Below are 21,899 nucleotides of genomic sequence, written 5' to 3' on the forward strand. Positions count from 1 at the left end.
GAACCCCCGTCGACGCCGAAGGGCCCTCCACGCGTGCGTGGAGGGCCCTTTCAGGAGGTGCCGTGCGCGGCCGGGGAATCAGCCGTCAGGGGGTCAGCACCAGCTTGTCGCTCGTGCTGTCCTCCACCGCCTTGTCGTTGAAGGCCCACGGCAGGAGCTCGCCCTTGGCCCACTTGTCGGTCTGGTCGGTGTAGTGCGCGTTGTACGCGTGTCCCGACGCTCCGGTGAGGTTGATCCACTTGGACTTGTCGAGGTCCTTGAGGTTCACCACCATGCGCATCGACGGCACCCAGACCACTCCGTAGCCGCCCGCCGCGTTCCAGCCGGTGGCGTTGACCGCGGCCTCGCCGCCGCCGAGGTTCCACGGGCCGCGGTTGAGCACGAACTGCAGCCAGCCGGGGCCTTCGGTGCCCAGCGTCTGGTTCTTCAGCGTGAGGCGGTGCAGGCGGCCCCAGCTCCAGGTGTCGACGTCCTTGCCGAGCTTGGCCGTCAGGTCCCAGCGCGCGTCCTCAAGGGCCCGCTTGAACAGCTGGTCGCGGTTCTTGGTCTCGGCGTCCGTGCGGGTCGCCGGGGACTTCCACCAGTCGTTGTCCTCGTCGTCGATGATCCTGCGGACCACCTCGTAGTAGCGGTCGCCGCCGTCGGGCTGGGCCGAGTCCGCGTCGCGCTCGCCGCACTCGCGGACCTTCTCGCCCTCGTCGGCGGGGCCGGTGTTGCCCGCCGGTTCGACGTTCAGGCACTGGCCCTTGACGCGCAGCTCCTTGGGGAGCTTGTTGCCGAAGGAGAGCTTGAGGACGCTGCGCCAGACCGCGTTGAAGTACGCGGCGGCCGCCGAGTCGGCGTCCTGGGTGTAGTCCCAGCCCTCCAGGAGCTTCTGGGCCTCGCGGACGTACTTGTCCTTGACGTCGATCTTGAGCAGCTTGGGCACGAGCAGCTTGGCGATCTCGCTGCTGTTGTCCATCTGCATGAGGCGCATGTCCTCGGTGGAGATCTTGCCGCCGTTCTTGATCTTCGACTGGATGAGGTCGTCGATCCGCTGGCTGCGCGCTCCGTAGCCCCAGTCCGCGGTGAGGTCGTAGGGGTAGCTCTTGCCGACCACGGCCTGGTTCGCGGTGACGATGTAGCCGCGCTTCGGGTCGTACTCGTAGGGCAGCGCGTCCTGCGGGATGTAGCCGGTCCAGCGGTAGGCGGGGTCCCAGCCGGGGGCGGGGAGCGAGCCGTCGCCCTTGCCGCGGACCGGGATCTTGCCGGGCGCCTGGTAGCCGATGTGACCGTCGGTGTCCGCGTAGATCAGGTTCTGGGAGGGCACTTCAAAAGAAGCGGCCGCCTTGCGGAACTCCGTGAAGTCCTTCGCCTTGTTGAGCTCGAAGACGGCGTCCATCGACTTGCCGGGGGTCAGCGCGGTCCAGCGCAGCGCCACTCCGTAGCCGTCGCCCCGGTCGGGGGCCGCGGTGTCGACGTGGGCCTTCTTGCCGACCTTGACCAGCTCGTCGTCGCGGTCGGAGATCAGCGGCCCGTTGTTGGTCTCGCGGACCGTGATCTTCTTCGAGCTGCCGCCCGCGACCTTGATGACCTCTTCGCGGGTCTTGAAGGGCAGCACCTTGTCGTCGTACTGGTAGCCGTCCCCGGTGAACTTCTCCAGGTACAGGTCCGTGACGTCGGCGCCGAGGTTCGTCATGCCCCAGGCGATCTGCTTGTTGTGGCCGATGACCACGCCCGGCATGCCGGAGAAGGTGTAGCCCGAGACGTCGTACTGGCACTTCGACGAGACCGAGCGGCAGTGCAGGCCCATCTGGTACCAGACGGACGGCAGCTGCGGCGCGAGGTGCGGGTCGTTGGCCAGGAGCGGCTTGCCGGTGATGGTGTGCTCGCCCGAGACCACCCACGAGTTCGAACCGATGCCGTTGCCGTTCGGGCCGAGGATCGCGGGAACCTCGTCCAGGGCGTTCGAGAGGCCCGAGAGCTGGGACTGCAGCCCCGACGGCGCCTGCGCGCCGCCCGCAAGGCCCGTGCCCGCGGCACCGTTGGTGCCCGTCTGGGTGCTCGTGGTGCCCTTGGGGTCGTACTCCTTGGTGACGCCGTTGAGGGCGCCCTCCTGGACGATCGGCTTGTTCCGCTTGTACGGGTAGGCCGGGTACAGGTCCTTGATCTGCTCGGGGCCGAGGCGGCTCGTCATCAAGGAGCGGTCGATCTCGTCCTGCATGTTGCCGCGCAGGTCCCAGGCCATCGCCTTGAGCCAGGCCACGGAGTCGACGGGCGTCCACTCCTTGGGCGCGTAGTCGTTCTCGAAGCCGAGCGCCGCGTACTCGACGGAGATGTCCTTGCCGTCCTTGCCCTTCAGGTAGGCGTTGACTCCCTTGGCGTACGCCTGGAGGTACTTCTTCGTCTCCGGGGAGAGCTTGGAGTCGTACTCCTTCTTCGCCACCCGGTGCCAGCCGAGGGTGCGCAGGAATTCATCGGTCTTGACCTGACCCTTGCCGAACATCTCGGAGAGCCGCCCGGAGGTCATATGACGGCGTACGTCCATCTCCCAGAAGCGGTCCTGCGCCTGGACGTAGCCCTGGGCCATGAAGAGGTCGGCGTCGGTGTCGGCGTAGATCTGCGGGATGCCGTTGCCGTCGCGCTTCACCTCGACATTGCCGGAGAGGCCGTCGAGCTTGATCGATCCCTTGGTCTGCGGGAAGGAGGCGCGCACGGTGCTGACGCTCCAGTACGCGCCGAAGCCGATGCCTCCGACGATGGCCAAGACCAGGACGATCACGATGAGTCGGGCTCGGCGCCCCTTCTTCTTGCCGGACTTATGACCGGAAGAGGCGGTGGTGTTGGAGGGCATCGCTGTCCTTGCTGTCCTTACGCGAGCGGCAGGGCGGGCTGTGCTGTCGACTGGGCGGCTCTGGGAGCGCTGGAGCAACCATAGGCGCAGGGCGTTGCGGCTCCGGACGCGGAGTCAGGAACGCGGGGCCGCCGAGTCCGGAACCTACATGGCCGGATATCGGAAGGGTGTTCGATGCCGTCAAGAAGGCGTTAACAATTAGGTAAGGTAACGAAGTACTTGGCTCGGTACTTGGCTCGCACGAGGTCCCAAGTACGCGCACGGAGGAAGGAACGGCCCCTGACTGTCCACCACCTCAACCAGCTCCTGCTCGTCTGCTCGCTCGTTCTGCTCGTCGCGGTGGCGGCGGTCCGCATCTCGTCGCGCAGCGGGCTCCCCAGCCTGCTGCTCTACCTCGGCATCGGCGTCGCGATAGGCCAGGACGGCATCGGCAACGTCACCTTCAACAACGCCGAGCTGACGCAGGTCATCGGCTATGCCGCCCTGGTCGTGATCCTCGCCGAGGGCGGCCTCGGCACGAAGTGGAAAGAGGTCAAGCCGGCCCTGCCGGCGGCGGCCGCGCTCTCGACCCTCGGCGTCGCCGTCAGCGTCGGCGTCACGGCCGCGGGCGCGCACTACCTCGTCGGTCTGGAATGGCGCCAGGCGCTGATCATCGGCGCCGTGGTCTCCTCCACGGACGCGGCGGCGGTCTTCTCCGTCCTGCGGAAGGTGCCGCTCCCCTCGCGCGTGACGGGCGTCCTCGAAGCGGAGTCGGGCTTCAACGACGCCCCGGTGGTCATCCTCGTCGTGGCGTTCTCCACGGCGGGCCCCGTGGACGCCTGGTACCTGCTGATCGGCAAGATCGCCCTGGAGCTGGCGATAGGCGCGGCGATCGGCCTCGCGGTCGGCTGGCTGGGCGCCTACGGCCTGCGGCACGTGGCCCTGCCCGCCTCCGGCCTGTACCCCATCGCCGTCATGGCCATCGCGGTCGCGGCGTACGCGGCGGGCGCCATGGCCCACGGCAGCGGCTTCCTCGCCGTCTACCTCGCCTCGATGGTCCTCGGCAACGCCAAGCTGCCGCACTGGCCCGCCACCCGCGGCTTCGCCGAGGGGCTCGGCTGGCTCGCCCAGATCGGCATGTTCGTCCTGCTCGGCCTCCTGGTGACCCCGCACGACCTGCTCGACGACACCTGGCCCGCGATCGTCATCGGCCTGGTCCTGACGATGGTGGCGCGGCCCCTCGAAGTCGTCCTCAGCCTGCTGCCGTTCCGCATGCCCTGGCAGGAGAAGGCGCTGCTCTCCTGGGCGGGCCTGCGCGGCGCCGTGCCCATCATCCTGGCGACCATCCCGATGGTGGGCGGCGTCGAGGACAGCCAGCGGATCTTCAACATCGTCTTCGTCCTGGTCGTCGTCTACACCCTGATCCAGGGCCCCACGCTGCCCTGGCTGGCCCGGAAGCTGCGCCTGGGCGACTCCTCGGAGGCCGCCGACCTCGGCATCGAGTCGGCGCCCCTGGAGCGGCTGCGCGGCCACCTGCTGTCGGTGGACATCCCCAAGGAATCGCGGATGCACGGCGTCGAGGTCGGCGAGCTGCGGCTGCCCCAGGGCGCCGCGGTCACGCTCGTCGTCCGCGACGGCGAATCGTTCGTCCCGCTGCCCGCGACGGTGCTGCGGCGCGGAGACGAGCTCCTGGTGGTGGCCACCGACCCGGTGCGGGACGCCGCCGAGAAGCGGCTGCGCGCGGTCGGCCACGGCGGCAAGCTGGCCGGGTGGCTGGGAACCGACGGAGGAAAGCACCAATCGTAGGTGGCGGGGGTCTCATCGGCTGCGATCACAGGGGCAGATGAGGCCATTCCCTGTAGGATGAAGGCACCAGATCGAACCAACTCTGCCTGAAGCAGAGCTGGCGCGACCGTATGGCGGTCGAGGCACCCCCGCAGTGGAGCCCGGCATCTACCGCAGTTCCGCGCAAGAGGACAGCTCTCGGCGCCCCCGCACGGGCGCGCTACCAGGCGGCAGAAAGGCACGGGCCGTGGCATCCACGGTCACCGAATCCCGCCCGGGCTACGGACAGCTCCTGCGCACCCCTCGCGCCTGGACGTTCCTGCTCCCCGGCTTCGCCGCACGTCAGCCGTTCGCGATGCTCACCATCTCGATCGTGCTCCTCGTGCAGCACACCACCGGCTCCTACGGCATCGCGGGCGCCGTCTCCGCCGTCACTGGCGTCTCCATGGCGATGTTCGCGCCGTTCAGCGGCAAGCTCGCCGACCGCTTCGGACAGCGCGCCGTGCTGCTGCCCGGCGTGCTCGTGCACTCCGCCTCGGTGCTCGCCATGACGGCCCTCGCGCTCTCCGACGCCCCCTTGTGGGCGCTTTTCGTCGCCGCCGTGCCCGCGGGTGCCTCGACGCCGCAGATCGGCCCCATGGTGCGCGCCCGCTGGGCCGCGAAGCTGCAGGACTCCCCGCTGGCCGGGACGGCGGCCGCCTTCGAGTCGGTCACCGACGAGCTGACCTTCGTCCTCGGCCCGCTCTTCGCGACCGCGCTGTGCACCACGATCGACCCGGCCGCCGGACTGCTCACCGAGGCCGGACTCACGCTGGTGGGCGGCCTGCTGTTCGCCGCCCAGAAGAGCACCCAGCCCAAGCCGCACGCGCACGGCGCGGAGCACGCACGCGTGGAGCACGTCTCCGCGCTGCGCATCCCCGGCGTGCGGGTCCTGATCGTCACGTTCCTCGGCATCGGCGCCGTCTTCGGCGGCATGCAGGTCTCGCTCGCCGCCTTCACCGAGTCGATCGGCGAGCCCGGCCTGAACGGCGTCCTGTACGGGACGTTCGCCGCGGGCAACATGCTCTCCGGCATCGCCTGCGGCGCCATCGCCTGGAAGGTCTCCCCGCAGCGACGCCTCCTCGTCGGTTACGCGGCGCTGACCCTGATGGCCTCAGGACTGTGGGCCGCGCACTCCGCGCTCCTGCTCGCCGGACTCGGCCTGCTCGTCGGCATCTGCATCGCTCCCGCGCTGATCAGCGGCTACACCCTGGTCGACAAGCTGGTCCCGCCGACGGGCCGCACGGAGGCCTTCACCTGGCTCACCGGCGCCGTCGCGCTCGGCCAGGCGGCCGCCGTCACGGTCGCGGGACAGCTGGAGGACCGCTTCTGGGACGGTGCCGGATTCCTGGTCCCCTTGGGGGGCACGGCACTGGCCTTCGTGGTGCTGATCGCCCTGCGCTCGCGGCTCGTGCCGAAGGCGCCTGGGCGGACGGTGGCGCGTGGCGTGGGTCACCGCACGCCGGTCACGGTGGACTGATCTCGCGGAATACGTCACTATGGACCGTCGTTAGCACTCATCGAGTGAGAGTGCCAGGAGGAAGCAAGTGCCGACGTACCAGTACCAGTGCACCGAATGTGGCGAGGGCCTCGAGGCGGTGCAGAAGTTCACCGATGACGCCCTGACCGTGTGCCCCAACTGCGACGGACGCCTCAAGAAGGTGTTCTCGGCGGTCGGCATCGTCTTCAAGGGATCCGGTTTCTACCGCAACGACAGCCGCGGCTCGTCGTCGAGCAGCACGCCGGCCACGTCGAAGGGATCCGACGCGAAGTCCTCTTCGTCGTCCTCGGATTCTTCGTCGTCCTCGTCGACGTCCTCCTCCTCGGACTCGAAGTCGTCCGGCTCCTCCTCGTCGACGTCATCGTCCTCGTCGTCGAGCTCGGCCGCGTAGCGCTTCAGCGTCTTTCCCAGGACCTCGCCGTTCACGACGGCGGGGTCCTCGGCGTTCTCCGGGTGGCGCCTTCGGGGCCGGGTTCTCCGGTCTCTCCGGGTTCTCCGGGTTCTCCCGGTTTTCGCGCGCGGATACTGTGCGGTCCATGGTGAACACGGCGAACGCGACGCGGGCCGAGATCGGCGTGATCGGTGGCTCCGGCTTCTACTCCTTCCTCAACCGGGTGACCGAGGTCCAGGTCGACACCCCCTACGGAGCGCCCAGCGACTCCCTCTTCCTCGGTGAGGTCGCGGGACGCCGGGTCGCCTTCCTGCCCCGGCACGGCCGCGGCCACCATCTGCCACCGCACCGCATCAACTACCGCGCGAACCTCTGGGCGCTGCGGTCCGTGGGCGTGCGACAGGTGCTCGGCCCCTGCGCGGTCGGCGGACTGCGGGCCGAGTACGGGCCCGGGACGCTGCTGGTCCCCGACCAGCTCGTGGACCGCACGAAGTCGCGTGCGCAGACGTACTTCGACGGGGTGCCGCTGCCCGACGGCGACGTGCCCAACGTCGTGCACGTGTCGCTCGCCGATCCGTACTGCCCCGTGGGGCGCGGCGCCGCGCTGAAGGCGGCGCGCGGCCGGGGGTGGGAGCCGGTGGACGGCGGGACGCTCGTGGTGGTCGAGGGGCCGCGCTTCTCGACCCGCGCGGAATCGCTCTGGCACGCGGCACAGGGCTGGTCGGTGGTGGGCATGACCGGGCACCCCGAGGCGGTGCTCGCCCGTGAACTGGAGCTCTGCTACACGTCGTTGACACTGGTCACAGACCTGGACGCGGGCGCGGAGACCGGTGAGGGCGTCTCGCACGACGAGGTGCTCCAGGTGTTCGCCGCCAACGTGGACCGGCTGCGGGGCGTCCTGTTCGACGCGGTGGCGGGGCTGCCTGCCGACGGGGAGAGGGAGTGCCTGTGCGCGGGGGCGCTGGGTGGGATGGATCCGGGGATCCGGCTGCCGTGACCGGCCGCTGAGGGCGCGGAACTTCCCCTTCGGGTGAGGGAGTTGTCCACAAGCTGCGGTCAGTCCACAGGGCTCAGCGGGAATCGGCGCGGGCCTGCATCGTGAGAGCGCAAGCCGAGCTCTTCGCACCGCAGGCGGTGGTTGTCGTGTCCCACGTCCCTTCTCAGCCCCATGCTTCTTCTCGGTCCCCTCAGCCCTATCAGCCCCAACCGGTAGTCCGTCGCGCGGTCCCGCTCTTCGCCCCCGTGCGGGTGCGCGGCGGGCACCCGCGGCTGCGCGGGCTGCTGCGGCACAGACGGCGCGCCCTGGCCGCGGGCCTCGCGATGGCCGCAGCCGCGCTCGCGACCGCGGGTCCCGGGGACGCCGCACCGCCCCGGGCGCGCGCGGCCGCCGCGGAACCCGCGCGTGAGCAACGGTCCGTGGAGCGGGTGACGGCGCCGGTGCGGATCGCCGACGCGGACGCGGTGCGTCTGCTGCGCCCCGGCGACCGCGTGGACGTGATCGCCGCCGACGGATCGCCCGCGGGCGGCGGCGCACCCCGCGTGGTGGCCGCGGGAGCGCGCGTTTCGGAGGTGCCCGAGCGAGGGGAAGGTCCCGTCGAGAGCGGCGCGTTGGTGGTGCTTTCGGTGCGACGGGACACGGCGGCGCGGCTCGCGGGAGCCGGTGCGCAGGCGCGTCTGGCGGTGACGCTGCGGTGAACAGGAGCGTTCACGATCGCACTGAACTCCTGTCAAGTCGCCCGTTCGTGAGAGCGAATTGGACAGGCCAGCCACGGTCTGACGTAGGTTGCGAAGTTGTTTGTCCAGCAACCCGCACGTGCAACGAAAGGCCTCGTGGTGAGCGAGAAGAAGGAACCGGGCGTCTGGGAGGGCTTCAAGGCCTTCCTGATGCGCGGCAATGTCGTCGACCTGGCGGTCGCGGTGGTCATCGGCGCCGCGTTCACGAACATCGTGAACTCGGTGGTCAAGGGTGTCATCAACCCGCTCGTCGGCGCCTTCGGGACGAAGGATCTCGACCACTACAGCTCGTGCCTGAAGGCACCGTGCGAGATGAAGGCCGACGGGACGGTCGCCAGCGGCATCCCGATCATGTGGGGTTCCGTGCTCAGCGCGGTCCTCAGCTTCGTGATCACCGCGGCCGTCGTGTACTTCCTGATGGTCCTGCCGATGGCCAAGTACCTGGCCAAGCAGGCCCAGCGGAAGGCCGCGAAGGAGGGCACCCAGGAGATCCTGGAGGTGTCCGAGCTGGAGGTGCTCAAGGAGATCCGCGACGCCCTGGTGGCGCAGCGCGGCTCGGGGCACCGCGAGGAGTAGCGCCCGCTCAGAGGTGGTGGGGCGGCTTCTCGTCGAGGAAGCGGGCCAGGTCGGCGGCGCTGTCGCCACCGGCTTCGGCCCGCTCGCCCCACCCACGGTCCGTGTCGTCCGAAGACTGCTGCGACAGCGGATCGTCGAAGACCAGAGCGGGCTTCGGCTTCTTCGGATCCTTCGGCTTCTCCGGATCGCGCGGTTCGGGGGCGGGGGCGGTACTCATGCCTCCAGGGTACGTCCGGGGAAGGGAGCGGTCCCGGTCAGCTCGGGGCCTCCGCGCCCTTGCGGGCGTAGAACCACCAGCAGACGACCAGACACGTGGCGTAGAAGCCGATGAACATCCACAGCGCGGTGGTGACGGCCAGGTTGGCGAACATCGCGGGGATGAAGAAGAAGCCGTACGCCGCGATGGCCGCGGAGAATCCGGTGACCGCGCCCGACTCCATCTCGGCCTGCTTCAGCGCGGCGCCCTCCGCCTCGGGACCCTGACCCGCCGCCTTCTTCAGATGCAGGTCCCTGAAGATCACCGGGATCTGCCGGAACGTCGAGCCGTTGCCGATGCCGGAGAACGCGAAGGCGCAGAGGAACCCGACGTAGAAGGCCCAGAAACTGCCCTCGTCGCCGCCGGAGGGCAGCGCGCTGATCACGACGACCAGCGAAGCGGCCATGCCGACGAAGGACACCAGGGTGACCCGGGCGCCGCCGATCTTGTCCGACAGCCACCCGCCGGCCCAGCGGGTGAGGGCGCCGATGAAGGGCCCGACCCAGGCGTAGGTGGTGGCCTGGTAGCCCGAGGCGGAGAAGTTGTTCTTGATCAGCAGCGGCAGGCCCGCGGCGAAGCCGATGAACGAGCCGAAGGTGCCGACGTACAGCCAGGTCATCAGCCAGTTGTGCTTGCGCTTGAAGATGATCTTCTGGCGGCTGAAGGGCGCGGCGGCGACCTTGAGGTCGTTCATCAGGAACCAGGCGAGCAGTGCCATGATCACCAGGAGCGGCACCCAGAGGAACGCGCCGTTCTGCAGCCAGACGTCCTCGTTCTTGACGGTGTCGCGCTGGGGGTCGCCCGCGGGTGCGCCGAGGACGGCCGCGGTGACGACCAGCGGGGCGACCAGCTGGACGACGGAGACGCCGAGGTTGCCGAGCCCGCCGTTGAGTCCCGCGGCGCTGCCCTTCTCCTTCTTGGGGAAGAAGAAGCCGATGTTCGCCATCGACGAGGAGAAGTTGGCGCCGCCGATGCCGCAGACCGCGGCGATCAGGGCGAGCTCCCAGTAGGGGGTGCCGGTGTCCTGGAGCGCGAAGCCCAGCCAGAGCATGGGGGCGATCAGGATCAGCGTGGAGAACGCGGTGAACTTCCGCTCGCCGAAGATCGGCCCGATGAAGGTGTAGAGGATCCGGAAGGTGCCGCCGGTGAGTCCGGGGATGGCCGTCAGCCAGAACAGCTGCGAGGTGGTGAGGCCGAACCCGACGTCGTTGAGGCGGACCGCGGTGACCGACCAGACCTGCCAGACGACGAAGCCGAGCATCAGGGCCGGGATGGACACCCACAGGTTCCGGTTGGCGACCTTGTGTCCCGTGGCGCGCCAGAAGGAGTCGTCCTCGGGCTGCCATTGCGCGATCGTCGAGCCGGGACGGTAGGTGTCACCCGTCCGCCGGTGGCTGGTGGGAGCACTCATGCGGCCACGCTAGGCACAGCCCCTGGTGAGCGCCCGTTCGAAGGTCCATTCGATGGGCCGTTCGGGTGGCGCGGACCGGGTGCGCCGTGGCCGCCGTCAGACGGCCTTGAGGCCCTGCGACTCGAAGATCTTCTTGGCCGCTGCGACCTGCTCCGGCGTCGGCGAGGGGGTGTCACGCAGCGTGAAGTCCTTGCCGAGCGCGTCCCACTTCGCCTCGCCCAGCTTGTGGAAGGGCAGCACGTCGACGCGCGAGACGTCGCCGAGCGAGGCGGCGAAGCGGGCGACGCCCTCGATGTTCGCCGGGTCGTCGGTGAGGCCCGGTACGAGGACGAAGCGCACCCAGACGTCCTTGCCGAGGTCGGCCAGGCGGTGGGCGAAGTCGAGGGTGGGCGCCAGCGGACGGCCCGTGACCTTCTGGTAGGTCTCGGGGTCCCAGGACTTGATGTCCAGGAGCACGAGGTCGACGTCGCGGAGCAGGGCATCGGTGGCGCGTGCGCCGAGGTAGCCCGAGGTGTCCAGGGCGGTGTGCAGGCCCAGTTCGTGCTTGAGGCGGTGCAGGAGCTCACCGGTGAAGACGGGCTGCAGGAGGGGCTCGCCGCCGCTGACGGTGGCTCCGCCCCCGGCTGCCGAGATGAACGTGGTGTACTTGGCCGCTTCCGCGATGACGTCGTCGGCCGTGGTGCGCTTGCCGTCGCGCATCCGCCAGGTGTCCGGGTTGTGGCAGTACAGGCAGCTCAGCGGGCAGCCCGCGAGGAAGGTCACGAAGCGCGTGCCGGGGCCGTCGACGCCGGTGGACAGGTCCCAGGAGTGGACGGACCCGGTGACGGGGCGGTGGGTCGCGGCCGCGGCGGGCGTGACCGCGTCCTCATCGGCGACGACGGGGCGAACGGGGATGTCGGTACCGAGCAGGACAGCCATGGCGTAACTCCCGAACTACTGGCAGGACGTGGGGTGCGCGGCGCCCGGGGCCGAGGTGAGGGCCCGGCCCCGGGGCCGCGGATCGGGGGCGGCTCCCTGGCGGGAGCCGGTGGCTCAGAGCGAGCCGTGGAAGGTGCGGTTGATGACGTCGATCTGCTGGTCGCGGGTGAGCCGGATGAAGTTGACCGCGTATCCGGAGACCCGGATGGTCAGCTGCGGGTAGTTCTCCGGGTGCTCCATGGCGTCCTCGAGCGTCGTCTTGTCGAGCACGTTGACGTTCATGTGGAAGCCGTCGCTGGCCATGAAGCCGTCCAGGACTCCGGAGAGGTTCGCCACCCGCTCCTCGGGGGTGCGGCCGAGCGCGTCCGGGGTGATGGTGTTGGTCAGCGAGATGCCGTCCTCGGCGTCGTCGTAGTCGAGCTTGGCGACCGACATCGCGGAGGCGATGTAGCCGTGCTCGTCACGGCCGTTCATCGGGTTGGCGCCCGGGGCGAACGGCTCGCCCGCGCGGCGGCCGTCGGGGGTGTTGCCGGTCTTCTTGCCGTAGACGACGTTCGAGGTGATCGTCAGGACCGACTGGGTGTGCACCGCGTTCCGGTAGGTCGGGTGCTGACGGATCTTGCCCATGAAGTCGGAGACGATCCGCTGCGCGATCTCGTCGGCCCGCTCGTCGTTGTTGCCGTAGGCGGGGTAGTCGCCCTCGATCTCGTAGTCGACGGCGAGGCCCGTCTCGTCGCGGATGACCTTGACCTTGGCGTGCTTGATGGCCGAGAGCGAGTCCGCCGCGACCGAGAGGCCCGCGATGCCACAGGCCATCGTGCGCAGGATCTCCTGGTCGTGCAGGGCCATCTCGATGCGCTCGTAGGCGTACTTGTCGTGCATGTAGTGGATGACGTTGAGCGCGTGCACGTACGTCTTGGCGAGCCAGCCGAGCATCGCGTCGTACTGCTTGGCGACGCTCTCGTAGTCCAGGTACTCGTCGGTGATGGGCTCGAAGCCCTCGACGACGAGCTTGCCGGACTTCTCGTCACGGCCGCCGTTGATCGCGTAGAGCAGCGCCTTGGCCACGTTCACGCGGGCGCCGAAGAACTGCATCTGCTTGCCGACGGCCATCGCGGAGACGCAGCAGGCGATCGCGGTGTCGTCGCCGTACTTGGGGCGCATCAGCTCGTCGGACTCGAACTGGATGGCCGAGGTGTCGATGGCGACCTTGGAGGCGAACTCCTTGAAGCCCTGCGGCAGCCGCCGCGACCAGAAGACCGTGAGGTTCGGCTCGGGGGCGGGGCCGAGGTTGTAGAGGGTCTGCAGGGCGCGGAAGGTGGTGCGCGAGACCAGCGGGCGGCCGTCCTCGCCGATGCCCGCCATCGACCAGGTGACCCAGGTCGGGTCGCCCGAGTAGAGCTCGTTGTACTCGGGGGTGCGCAGGAAGCGGACGATGCGGAGCTTGATGACGAAGTCGTCGATGAACTCCTGGGCCTGCGCCTCGGTGATGCGCCCCGCCTCGATGTCGCGCTGGAGGTAGACGTCGAGGAAGTTGTCGATGCGGCCGATCGACATGGCCGCGCCGTTCTGCTCCTTCACGGCGGCGAGGTAGGCGAAGTACAGCCACTGGATGGCTTCGCGGCCCGTGGTGGCGGGCTTCGAGATGTCGTAGCCGTACGACATCGCCATGGCCTTCAGTTCCTTGAGGGCCTTGATCTGCTCGGAGACCTCCTCGCGGCCGCGGATGACCTCTTCGGTGGCCCACTGCTCGCCGAGCGCGGCCTTGTCGGTCTCCTTCGCGGCGATCAGGCGGTCGACGCCGTAGAGGGCGACGCGGCGGTAGTCGCCGATGATGCGGCCGCGGCCGTAGGCGTCGGGCAGTCCGGTGACGATGCCGGAGGAGCGGCAGGCGCGGATCTCGGGGGTGTAGGCGTCGAAGACGCCTTCGTTGTGGGTCTTGCGGAGGTGGGTGTAGATGTCCCTGACCTCGGGGTCGGCCTCGTAGCCGTAGGCGTTGAGGGCGCCCTCGACCATGCGCCAGCCGCCGTTGGGCATGATGGCGCGCTTGAGGGGGCCGTCGGTCTGGAGGCCCACGATCAGGTCGCGGTCGGCGTCGATGTAGCCGGGCTTGAAGGCGTCGATGCGGGACGGGGTCTTCACGTCCACGTCGTAGATGCCCTGCTCGATCTCCTTGGGGAACATCGAGAGGAGCTTCTCCCAGACCTGGGTGGTGCGTTCGGTCGCACCGGCCAGGAAGGCGGCGTCCCCTTCGTACGGGACGTAGTTCTGCTGCACGAAGTCGCGGACGTCGACGGTGTCGCGCCACAGACCGCCCTTGAAGCCGTCCCAGGCCCCGTCGTGCACTGTCGTTTCCGCAGGAGTGGCAGTCATGACCCGCACCTTCCGTTTCGCTTCGTCGCTACGCCTCCATTCCACTCCTGTTTGATCGATCAGAGGCGCCGCAATGGTCCTCGTTTGGGGACCGATAGTCCTCGATCGGCGGCCGATGGTCCTCTCCTCCGTGAACGCCGGTGGGCCGGGTGCTTCCGCACCCGGCCCACCGGGACCGCTCCGCTCGCGCCGCCCGAGGCGTCAGCTCGGGGCCTCCGCGCCCTTGCGGGCGTAGAACCACCAGGCGACCGCGATGCAGCTGACGTAGAAGCCCACGAAGCCCCACATCGCGCTGGTCACCGCGAAGTTGGCGAACATCGCGGGGATGAAGAAGAAGCCGTACGCCGCGATGGCGGAGGTGAAGCCGGTGACGGCGCCCGCCTCCATCTCCGACTGCTTCAGCGCCTTGGCGTACTCGGGCGTGCCCTCGGTCAGGCCCTTCAGGTGCTGGCTGCGGAAGATCACCGGGATCTGCCGGAACGTGGAGCCGTTGCCGATGCCCGAGAAGAAGAACGCGCTCAGGAAGCAGGCGAAGAAGCCCCAGAAGTTGCCGTCGTCGCCGCCGGAGGGCAGGAAGTTGATGACGCCGATGATCGAGAGCGCCATGCCGACGAACGAGATGATGGTGACCCGCGCCCCGCCGATCTTGTCGGCGATCCAGCCGCCCGCCCAGCGGGCGAGCGCGCCCACGGCCGGGCCCATCCAGGCGTAGGTGGCCGCGGAGTAGGCCGCGTCGATCGGGGTGAACGTGGTCTTGATCAGCATCGGCAGGGCCGCGGCGAAGCCGATGAAGGAGCCGAAGGTGCCGACGTAGAGCCAGGTCATCAGCCAGTTGTGCTTGCGCTTGAAGATGACCTTCTGCTGGCTGAAGGGGGTCGATGCGACCTTGAGGTCGTTCTGGCCGAACCAGGCGACGGCGGCCAGGATCACCAGGACGGGCACCCACAGGAACGCGGCGTTCTGCAGCCACACGGGAGTGCCGTCGGCCTTGTGCTGGGCCGAGCCGACCGCGATGACCGAGCTGGTGATGACGATCGGGGTGAGCAGCTGGACGACGGAGACACCGAGGTTGCCGAGGCCGCCGTTGATGCCCGTGGCGTTGCCCTTGTCCTTCTTGGGGAAGAAGAAGCCGATGTTGGCGAGCGACGAGGCGAAGTTGGCGCCGCCGATGCCGCACAGGGCGGCGATGGCGATCATCACGCCGTACGAGGTGTCGGGGTTCTGGACCGCGATGCCGAGCCAGATCAGCGGGATGACCAGGACGATCGTGGAGAGCGCGGTGAACCGGCGCTGGCCGATCATCGGGCCGAGGAAGGTGTAGAAGATGCGGGCCGTGCCGCCCGTCAGGCCCGGGACCGCCGTCAGCCAGAACAGCTGGGAGGTGGAGAAGCCGAAGCCCACGTCCTTGAGGTTGGTCGCGGTGACCGACCACACCTGCCAGACGACGAAGGCCACCAGGAGCGCGGGGACCGCGATCCACAGGTTGCGGGCGGCGACCTTCTTGCCGGTGGACTTCCAGAAGAGTTCGTTCTCCGGCTCCCAGTCGGTGATGGTGCGACCGGGGCGGTACTGCGCGGGGTCGTACGACGTTCCCTCGGGCGCGGTCCGCGCGCGTTGGGCGGCAGGCGATCTCATGATGGTTCCCAGTTCGCTCAGGGTCCCGACCTTGCCACGGGGCCTGACGTATCCACGATCCGTCGCGCACGGCCCTGGCAGCAGAGGCGTAGGACACCCGCCGACCAGGCCAAAGACCGGTGCTGCGGCGGGACTTCAGACCTCGTGCACGGGCAGCTTCACCGACGGGTCGTCCAGGCACTCGCCGGTCCGCAGGTCGAACTCCTGCTTGTGCATCGGCGAGGCCACGACGGGACGGCCGTCGCGGGTGCCCATGATGCCGCCCGCGATCACGTCGGCCCCGGAGAACGGGTCGCGGTTGCCGACCGCGTAGACGGTGCCCTCGCCGTCCTTGAAGAGGGCCGCCTCCGTGCCGTCGGGAAGGACCGCCGCCCGGCCCCGGCCCGGCTCCAGGAACTCGGGCGACGGCTGCGCGAGGTGGCGCTCGAAGCGCGCGAGCGCCCGCGGGTCCCGGAGCACGGCCTGCCACTCGTCCTGGTAGGCCGCCGCGTGGCGGTCCATCTGGGCCTCGAGCTCGGCGCGGATGCCGAGGGAGTCGTCGATCAGGACGGACTTCAGGTGGTCGAGGCCGCCGATCCGCTCGAACCACGGGGCGGTGCGTTCGAGGCGCTCGCCGGTGCGCAGGTAGTACATGAGGAAGCGGTCGACGAGGCGCAGGAGTTCGGCGGTGGACAGGTCGGCGGCGAGCAGGTCGGCGTGGCGCGGGTTGGCGCCCCCGTTGCCGCAGACGTAGAGGTTCCAGCCGTTGGCGGTGGCGATGACGCCGATGTCCTTGCCGCGCGCCTCGGCGCACTCGCGCAGACAGCCCGAGACACCGCCCTTGATCTTGTGCGGGGTGCGCAGGCCCCGGTAGCGCAGCTCCAGGTCGATGGCGAGCTGGACGGAGTCGCCCTGCCCGAACCGGCAGAACTTGGCGCCGACGCAGGACTTCACCGTACGCAGCGACTTGCCGTAGGCGTGGCCCGATTCGAGGCCGGCGTCGACCAGGCGGCGCCAGATGGCGGGGAGTTGGTCGGCGCGGGCGCCGAAGAGGTCGATGCGCTGGCCTCCGGTGATCTTCGTGTAGAGCCCGAAGTCCCGCGCCACTTCGCCGATCACGATGAGCTTGTCGGGGGTGATCTCGCCGCCGGGGATCCGCGGGACGACCGAGTAGGTGCCGTCCTTCTGGAGGTTGGCGAGGAAGAGGTCGTTGGAGTCCTGGAGGGTGGCCTGTTCGCCGTCCAGGACGTGACCGAGGCCCAGTTCGGGGGCGAGTGTGCCGAGGACGTTGCCGACGACGGGTTTGCAGACCACGCAGCCCTCGCCGCCCAGGCCGTGCTTGGCCAGCAGCTCGCTGAAGGAGCGGATGCGTTCGGTGCGCACCGTCTCATAGATCTCGGCGCGGGTCAGCGCGAAGTGCTCGCACAGGCCCTTGGGCCTCTCGACCCCGGCGGCGGCGAGCTCCGCGTCGAGCACGGACTGGAGGGTGGAGAGGCAGCCGCCGCAGCCCGTGCCCGCCTTGGTGCAGCGCTTGATGCCGCCGATGTCGGTGAGGGAGTTCTCGGCGACGGCGGTGCGCACGGCGCCCTTGGTGACGTTGTGGCAGCTGCACACGACGGCGTCGTCCGGCAGGGCGTCGGCGCCCGGGAGTTCGGCGCCGGACGCGGGCAGCACGTACGCCTCGGGGGGCGCGGGCAGGGCGCGGCCCGCGTGCGGCTTCAGGGTGCCGTAGGCGTCGGCGTCGCCGACCAGGATGCCGCCGAGCAGCTGCCCTTCCGGCCCGAGGAGCAGCTTCTTGTAGACGCCCTCGCGGCTGTCGGAGAAGACGACGGAGACGGCCCCGCCGTCCTCGCCCTCGGGCGCGAAGGGATCGCCGAAGGAGGCGACGTCGGCGCCCATCAGCTTCAGCTTGGTGGAGGTGTCGGCGCCGGTGAAGAGCGTGGTGCCCGCCCCCGCGAGGGCGTCGGCCGCCGCCTCGGCCATCTGGTAGCCGGGGGCGACCAGGCCGTAGACGCGGCCGTCGGCGCTCTGGGCGCACTCGCCGATCGCGTAGACGTAGGGGTCGGTGGTGCGGCAGTGCTCGTCCACGACGATGCCGCCCCGGTCGCCCACCGCGAGACCGGCTTCGCGGGCGAGGCGGTCCCTGGGGCGTACGCCCGCCGAGAAGACCACCACGTCCGTGTCGATGGCGCGGCCGTCGCTCAGCCGCAGGGCGCGCACGGAGCCGTCGGTGTCCGTCTCGACCTGGCTCGCCCCGACGCCCGTGTGCACGGCGACGCCCATCGACTCGATGGTGGCGCGCAGCGCGGCCGCCCCGCCGTCGTCGACCTGGAGCGGCATGAGGCGGGGTGCGAACTCGACGACGTGGGTGCGCAGGCCGAGCGTGCGCAGGGCACCCGCCGCCTCCAGGCCGAGCAGGCCGCCGCCGATGACGACGCCGGTGGCACGGTCCTCGTCGGCGGCGTACGCGGTGAGGGTCTCGACGTCGTACAGGGTGCGGTAGGTGAAGCAGCCGGGGGCGTCGGCGCCCTCGATGGGCGGTACGAAGGGGTAGGAGCCGGTGGCGATGACCAGGGCGTCGTAGGCGACGGTGGCGCCGGACGTCGTGGTGACCGTGCGGGTGGCGGTGTCGATGGTCTCGGCCGGATCGCCGAGGCGCAGGTCGATGCCGTGACGGGTGAGGAAGTCGGTGTCGCAGAGGGAGAGTTCGGCGTCGGTGGCGCCGGTGAACGCGGAGGACAGGTGGACCCGGTCGTAGGCGGGCCTGTCCTCCTCCGCGAGCACGGTCACCTGCCAGCCGGGGCCCTGCGGAGCGGCGGGGTCGGCCAGGGCGCCGCGTTCGGCGAGCACCTCGAGGAAACGCTGGCCCACCATTCCGTGGCCGATGAGCACCAGGGTCTGGATCATGGGGGCACACTCCGTCGTCTGAGGTGGTGGCTGGGTGCCTGCCTCTCGAAGGTAGGCCGGTCGGAGCGGGCCGCCGGGCCGAGAAGGACCCCTCTGCGCGGGCCCAACGGCCTAGGGGTTCGGGGCTTTTGGCGGCGTTGGCCCGGTGCTCGCGGGCGTAGCGTCGTCGGTGACGGGCTGCTCCCCGACCATGAGCGCAGCCCGGCGCGATGCGGTTTCCGGGGCGGGAGTGCTACGACACCACTTCCCCGCCCCGGGCCCGCTCGCCACGATCTCCCGTCGTCGAGTTCCGGGTGGGCCGAGCTGTGCGACCTTTCGTCCTCGCCGTGCACGGCAGTTCGTTGCCGACGGCCGCGGCCACGCTGGAGCGGCTGTGTGACGCCGTCGAGGACCTCGGTGGGATCCGTCCGGTCGTGGGGCATCTCGACCACCAGTCCCCCTCCCTCGCCGAAGCGCTGTCGGAGGGCGCCGTCGTCGTTCCCCTGCTCCTCGGGGACGGTTACCACCGCACCGTGGACATCCCCGCCGTCGTCGAGGGACGCGGGATCGGCTGCCTGCTCGCGCGGGGCCTCAGCGGGGAGCCCGCCATCGCGGTCGCCCTGCGGGACCGGTTGCGTGAGGCGGAGGAGCGGGCGGGGGTGCGGGCCGACGCGGTGGTGCTCGCCGCGGCGGGGTCGTCGCGGGCGGGTGGCAATGACGGGGCGCGGGTCGCTGCGCGGCAGGTGCGGTTGCTGCTGCCCGGGGTGCCGGTGCGGGTGGCTTACTGTTCCGCCGCTGAGCCGTCTGTTCCTGAGGTGGTGGCGGGGCTGCGGGGCGCGGGGCATCGGCGGGTGGTGGTGGCCACGCATCTGCTCGCCCCGGGGCGGTTCACGGTCGCGCTCTCCTCGGCGGGGGCCGATGCGGTGGCTGCGCCGCTTGCCGATCATGTGGGAGTTGCTCGTCTCGTACTTCGCCGGTACGAAGCGGTACTGCTCCGTGGCTCCGGTGTACGACCCGAGCCCGCGCTGCTCCCCGAGGCCGCTTGAACCCACCGGCCCTGGTCGCTCGGCACCGTGGTCTGCGCCCCCGTTCCCGCCCCTCGGCGACGGGGGCTGTGCCCACCCGTTCCGCCGTGCGGAACAATTGCCCACAGCGGGAGCGGCGCAGCTCGGTTCGGCGGCCCGGTTCTGTTGTTCTGGAAGCATGACGTCCCCTTCCGCGCACCCCGAGCCACCCGACTCCGCCAAGCCCCTTCGGCCCCTCCGCCCCCTCCTGGCCCGCGGCCGCGACGAGGAGCACCGCGCCGCGACGCCGCTGGAGCTCTTCTTCGACCTCTGCTTCGTCGTGGCGGTCGCCCAGGCCGGTGCCGAGCTCGTGCACTCCGTCGCCGAGGGGCACGCGGGTGGCGGCGTCCTCAATTACGCGATGGTCTTCTTCGCGCTGTTCTGGGCCTGGCTCAACTTCTCCTGGTTCGCCTCCGCGTACGACAACGACGACGTGCTGTACCGCGTGGTCACGCTCGTGCAGATCGCGGGCGTGCTCGTCTTCGCCGCCGGGATCTCCAGGGCCTTCGAGGAGCACGAGTTCCTCCTCGTCTGGCTCGGCTACCTGATCATGCGCATCGCGCTCTCCTCCCAGTGGCTGCGCGTGGCGCGCGCGGCGAGCGGGGCCGAGCGGACCACGGCGATCCGGTACGCCGTCGGAGTGCTGGTCTGCCAGATCGGCTGGACGGGGCTGCTGATCCTGCCCGAGGGCGGGCGGTCCTGGCTGTTCCTGGTGATGGTGATCGCCGAGATGTGCGTGCCGGTGATCGCCGAGCGGGCGTACTCGACGGCCTGGCACCCGCACCACATCTCCGAGCGGTACGGACTGTTCACGATCATCGTGCTCGGCGAGACCATCGCGGCCGCGACCGTGGCCGTGAAGGAGGGCATCGAGGAGCACGACGCCCTCGACCAGCTGCTTCCCATCGCCGCGGGCGGTCTCCTCATCGTCTTCGCCGCGTGGTGGATCTACTTCGTGGTGCCGATCCACGGACGGCTGAGCGGCAACCGGCAGGCGTTCCTGTGGGGGTACGGGCACTACGTGATCCTCGGCGCGGCCGCGGCGATCGGCGCCGGGATCGAGGTGGCGGTCGAGCAGGCCGTCGGCAAGGCGCACATCTCGACGCTGGCGGCGTCCGCCGCGGTGACCGTGCCGACGGCGCTCTATCTGATCACCGTGTGGGCGCTGCACTCCCGCTACTTCAAGGTGGGGCTCGCCCAGCAACTGGTGCTGCCGGTCAGCGCGTTGGCGGTCCTCGCGAGTACGTTCGCGGGCCGCTGGGCGGTGCTCGTGGCAGGTCTGGTGACGGCGGCGACGGTCGCCACGGGCGTGACCCTCACCGCCCGCATGAGCCGACGCGCCTAGCGCACGCCCCGACCCGTACACCCGGCCCACGCCCTCGTGATACGCATCGCAGCATGACTCACACAACCGGTTCCCTGACCGACGTCGCCGGACTGCGCGTCGGCCACGCCACCCTCACCGGCGAAGGACAACTCACCGGCACCACCGTCGTGTTGGCGCCCGAGGGCGGAGCCGTCGCCGCCGTGGACGTACGCGGCGGGGGCCCCGGCACCCGGGAGACGGACGCGCTCGACCCCCGGAACCTGGTGCAGCGCGTGGAGGCGGTCGTCCTGACCGGCGGCAGCGCGTACGGGCTCGACTCAGCGGCCGGGGTGATGGCATGGCTCGCGGAGCGGGGCAGGGGCGTGCGGGTCGGGCCCGAGCCCACGCACGTCGTACCCGTCGTCCCCGCCGCGGCCGTCTTCGACCTGGGCCGGGGCGGTGACTTCACGGCGCGCCCCGACGCGACGACGGGCCGCGCCGCGGTCGAGGACGCCGCGCGCACCGAACTGTTCGCCCCCGTCAGGGAGGGCAACGTCGGCGCGGGCACCGGCGCCGTGGTCGGCAAGGTCAAGGGCGGGGTCGGCAGCGCGAGCCTCCGTCTCGCGTCGGGGATCACGGTCGCGGCGCTCGCCGTGGCGAACGCGGCGGGATCGGGGATCGATCCGGAGACGGGGGTTCCGTACGGGGAGTACTTCGCGGGGCGGCGGGTGGGCTACCCCGCCCCCGAGGCGCACGAGGAGGCCGTGCGGCGGCTCGCCGGGGCCGGACCCACGTCCGGGGCGCCGCCGCTGAACACCACGCTCGCCGTCGTCGCCACCGACGCGGAACTCACCAAGGCCCAGGCGCAGAAGCTGGCGGGCACCTCGCACGACGGCATGGCACGCGCCGTGCGGCCCGTCCACCTCCTCAACGACGGGGACACCGTCTTCGCCCTGGCCACCGGCGAGCACGCGCTGCCCGCCGAGAACCCCCTGGCGCTCAACGAGGTGCTCGCCGCGGGCGCGGACGTGGTGACGAGCGCGATCGTGCGGGCGCTCCTGGCCGCGGAGTCCGTGCGGACGCCGGGCGGCGCCTTCCCCTCCTACCGGGACCTCTACGGCCGCTAGCGCGGCGACCCACGGCTCACAGCACGAGCCCTACGCCCGATAACGCCGCCAAACCGCCAATACGGTCAAATCCCCTCGCCACACGGCGCATTGGGTGTCTCCGCGC

The 21,899-nt window shown here is 70.3% G+C and carries 16 protein-coding genes; 9 read left to right on the forward strand and 7 right to left on the reverse strand.

Annotated elements, in window-relative coordinates:
- Positions 1–85: 85 nt before the first annotated feature.
- Complete coding sequence (locus KY5_RS17110) at positions 86–2,833, reverse strand: penicillin acylase family protein (protein ID WP_098243066.1); 2,748 nt, start codon at positions 2,831–2,833, stop codon at positions 86–88.
- A gap of 231 nt (positions 2,834–3,064) precedes the next feature.
- Between KY5_RS17110 and KY5_RS17115 the strand changes: the two genes are divergently transcribed.
- The 6 genes from KY5_RS17115 to mscL all read left to right on the forward strand — a co-directional run bounded on the left by KY5_RS17115 (position 3,065) and on the right by mscL (position 8,838).
- Positions 3,065–4,618, forward strand: a complete 1,554-nt coding sequence (locus tag KY5_RS17115; protein WP_098243067.1) for a potassium/proton antiporter — start codon at positions 3,065–3,067, stop codon at positions 4,616–4,618.
- A gap of 226 nt (positions 4,619–4,844) precedes the next feature.
- Positions 4,845–6,116: an MFS transporter gene (locus KY5_RS17120; RefSeq protein WP_098243068.1), complete on the forward strand. Its 1,272-nt coding sequence runs from the start codon at positions 4,845–4,847 to the stop codon at positions 6,114–6,116.
- A 67-nt stretch (positions 6,117–6,183) separates the two neighbouring features.
- Positions 6,184–6,528 carry an FmdB family zinc ribbon protein gene (locus KY5_RS17125; protein ID WP_098243069.1) on the forward strand — a complete coding sequence of 115 codons (345 nt, stop codon included), beginning with the start codon at positions 6,184–6,186 and terminating at the stop codon, positions 6,526–6,528.
- A gap of 145 nt (positions 6,529–6,673) precedes the next feature.
- A complete protein-coding gene (locus KY5_RS17130; protein WP_098243070.1) occupies positions 6,674–7,525 on the forward strand; it encodes an S-methyl-5'-thioadenosine phosphorylase in 852 nt (283 codons plus the stop codon).
- A 137-nt stretch (positions 7,526–7,662) separates the two neighbouring features.
- On the forward strand, positions 7,663–8,223 hold the full coding sequence (locus tag KY5_RS17135; protein ID WP_418952869.1) for a hypothetical protein: 561 nt from the start codon (positions 7,663–7,665) through the stop codon (positions 8,221–8,223).
- A gap of 138 nt (positions 8,224–8,361) precedes the next feature.
- A complete protein-coding gene (gene mscL, locus KY5_RS17140) occupies positions 8,362–8,838 on the forward strand; it encodes a large conductance mechanosensitive channel protein MscL (protein ID WP_098247308.1) in 477 nt (158 codons plus the stop codon).
- Positions 8,839–8,845: 7 nt separating this feature from the next.
- On the opposite strand, the gene KY5_RS17145 is transcribed toward mscL, so the two are convergent.
- From KY5_RS17145 to nirB, 6 genes are all read right to left on the reverse strand, one after another.
- The gene (locus KY5_RS17145; RefSeq protein WP_098243072.1) at positions 8,846–9,055 is read right to left on the reverse strand and encodes a hypothetical protein; all 210 of its coding nucleotides are present in this window, start codon (positions 9,053–9,055) and stop codon (positions 8,846–8,848) included.
- A gap of 37 nt (positions 9,056–9,092) precedes the next feature.
- Positions 9,093–10,505 carry a NarK family nitrate/nitrite MFS transporter gene (locus tag KY5_RS17150; protein ID WP_098243073.1) on the reverse strand — a complete coding sequence of 471 codons (1,413 nt, stop codon included), beginning with the start codon at positions 10,503–10,505 and terminating at the stop codon, positions 9,093–9,095.
- Between the two features lie 96 nt (positions 10,506–10,601).
- The gene (gene pflA / locus KY5_RS17155) at positions 10,602–11,423 is read right to left on the reverse strand and encodes a pyruvate formate-lyase-activating protein (RefSeq protein ID WP_098243074.1); all 822 of its coding nucleotides are present in this window, start codon (positions 11,421–11,423) and stop codon (positions 10,602–10,604) included.
- Positions 11,424–11,537: 114 nt separating this feature from the next.
- Positions 11,538–13,796, reverse strand: coding sequence for a formate C-acetyltransferase (pflB, locus tag KY5_RS17160; RefSeq protein ID WP_098243075.1), 2,259 nt, complete (start codon positions 13,794–13,796; stop codon positions 11,538–11,540).
- Between the two features lie 201 nt (positions 13,797–13,997).
- Positions 13,998–15,431, reverse strand: coding sequence for a NarK family nitrate/nitrite MFS transporter (locus KY5_RS17165; RefSeq protein ID WP_098243076.1), 1,434 nt, complete (start codon positions 15,429–15,431; stop codon positions 13,998–14,000).
- A 135-nt stretch (positions 15,432–15,566) separates the two neighbouring features.
- Entirely contained in the window at positions 15,567–18,317 is a 2,751-nt protein-coding gene (nirB, locus tag KY5_RS17170) for a nitrite reductase large subunit NirB (RefSeq protein ID WP_098243077.1), read from the reverse strand.
- A 305-nt stretch (positions 18,318–18,622) separates the two neighbouring features.
- Between nirB and KY5_RS17175 the strand changes: the two genes are divergently transcribed.
- The 3 genes from KY5_RS17175 (at position 18,623) to KY5_RS17185 (ending at position 21,793) form a co-directional block, all read left to right on the forward strand.
- Positions 18,623–19,342: a sirohydrochlorin chelatase gene (locus tag KY5_RS17175; RefSeq protein WP_159072539.1), complete on the forward strand. Its 720-nt coding sequence runs from the start codon at positions 18,623–18,625 to the stop codon at positions 19,340–19,342.
- A 157-nt stretch (positions 19,343–19,499) separates the two neighbouring features.
- Entirely contained in the window at positions 19,500–20,705 is a 1,206-nt protein-coding gene (locus tag KY5_RS17180; RefSeq protein ID WP_098243079.1) for a low temperature requirement protein A, read from the forward strand.
- Between the two features lie 53 nt (positions 20,706–20,758).
- Complete coding sequence (locus tag KY5_RS17185; RefSeq protein ID WP_098243080.1) at positions 20,759–21,793, forward strand: P1 family peptidase; 1,035 nt, start codon at positions 20,759–20,761, stop codon at positions 21,791–21,793.
- Positions 21,794–21,899: the final 106 nt, after the last annotated feature.

This window comes from Streptomyces formicae, assembly GCF_002556545.1.
Lineage (GTDB): Bacteria > Actinomycetota > Actinomycetes > Streptomycetales > Streptomycetaceae > Streptomyces > Streptomyces formicae_A.

Excerpts from the sequence above, each read along its gene's own strand:
- pflA (WP_098243074.1), bottom strand. The coding sequence starts at position 11,423 with ATGGCTGTCCTGCTCGGTACCGACATCCCCGTTCGCCCCGTCGTCGCC.
- KY5_RS17150 (WP_098243073.1), bottom strand. The coding sequence starts at position 10,505 with ATGAGTGCTCCCACCAGCCACCGGCGGACGGGTGACACCTACCGTCCC.
- nirB (WP_098243077.1), bottom strand. The coding sequence starts at position 18,317 with ATGATCCAGACCCTGGTGCTCATCGGCCACGGAATGGTGGGCCAGCGT.
- KY5_RS17130 (WP_098243070.1), top strand. The coding sequence starts at position 6,674 with ATGGTGAACACGGCGAACGCGACGCGGGCCGAGATCGGCGTGATCGGT.
- KY5_RS17110 (WP_098243066.1), bottom strand. The coding sequence starts at position 2,833 with ATGCCCTCCAACACCACCGCCTCTTCCGGTCATAAGTCCGGCAAGAAG.
- KY5_RS17165 (WP_098243076.1), bottom strand. The coding sequence starts at position 15,431 with ATGAGATCGCCTGCCGCCCAACGCGCGCGGACCGCGCCCGAGGGAACG.
- pflB (WP_098243075.1), bottom strand. The coding sequence starts at position 13,796 with ATGACTGCCACTCCTGCGGAAACGACAGTGCACGACGGGGCCTGGGAC.
- KY5_RS17185 (WP_098243080.1), top strand. The coding sequence starts at position 20,759 with ATGACTCACACAACCGGTTCCCTGACCGACGTCGCCGGACTGCGCGTC.
- KY5_RS17180 (WP_098243079.1), top strand. The coding sequence starts at position 19,500 with ATGACGTCCCCTTCCGCGCACCCCGAGCCACCCGACTCCGCCAAGCCC.
- KY5_RS17145 (WP_098243072.1), bottom strand. The coding sequence starts at position 9,055 with ATGAGTACCGCCCCCGCCCCCGAACCGCGCGATCCGGAGAAGCCGAAG.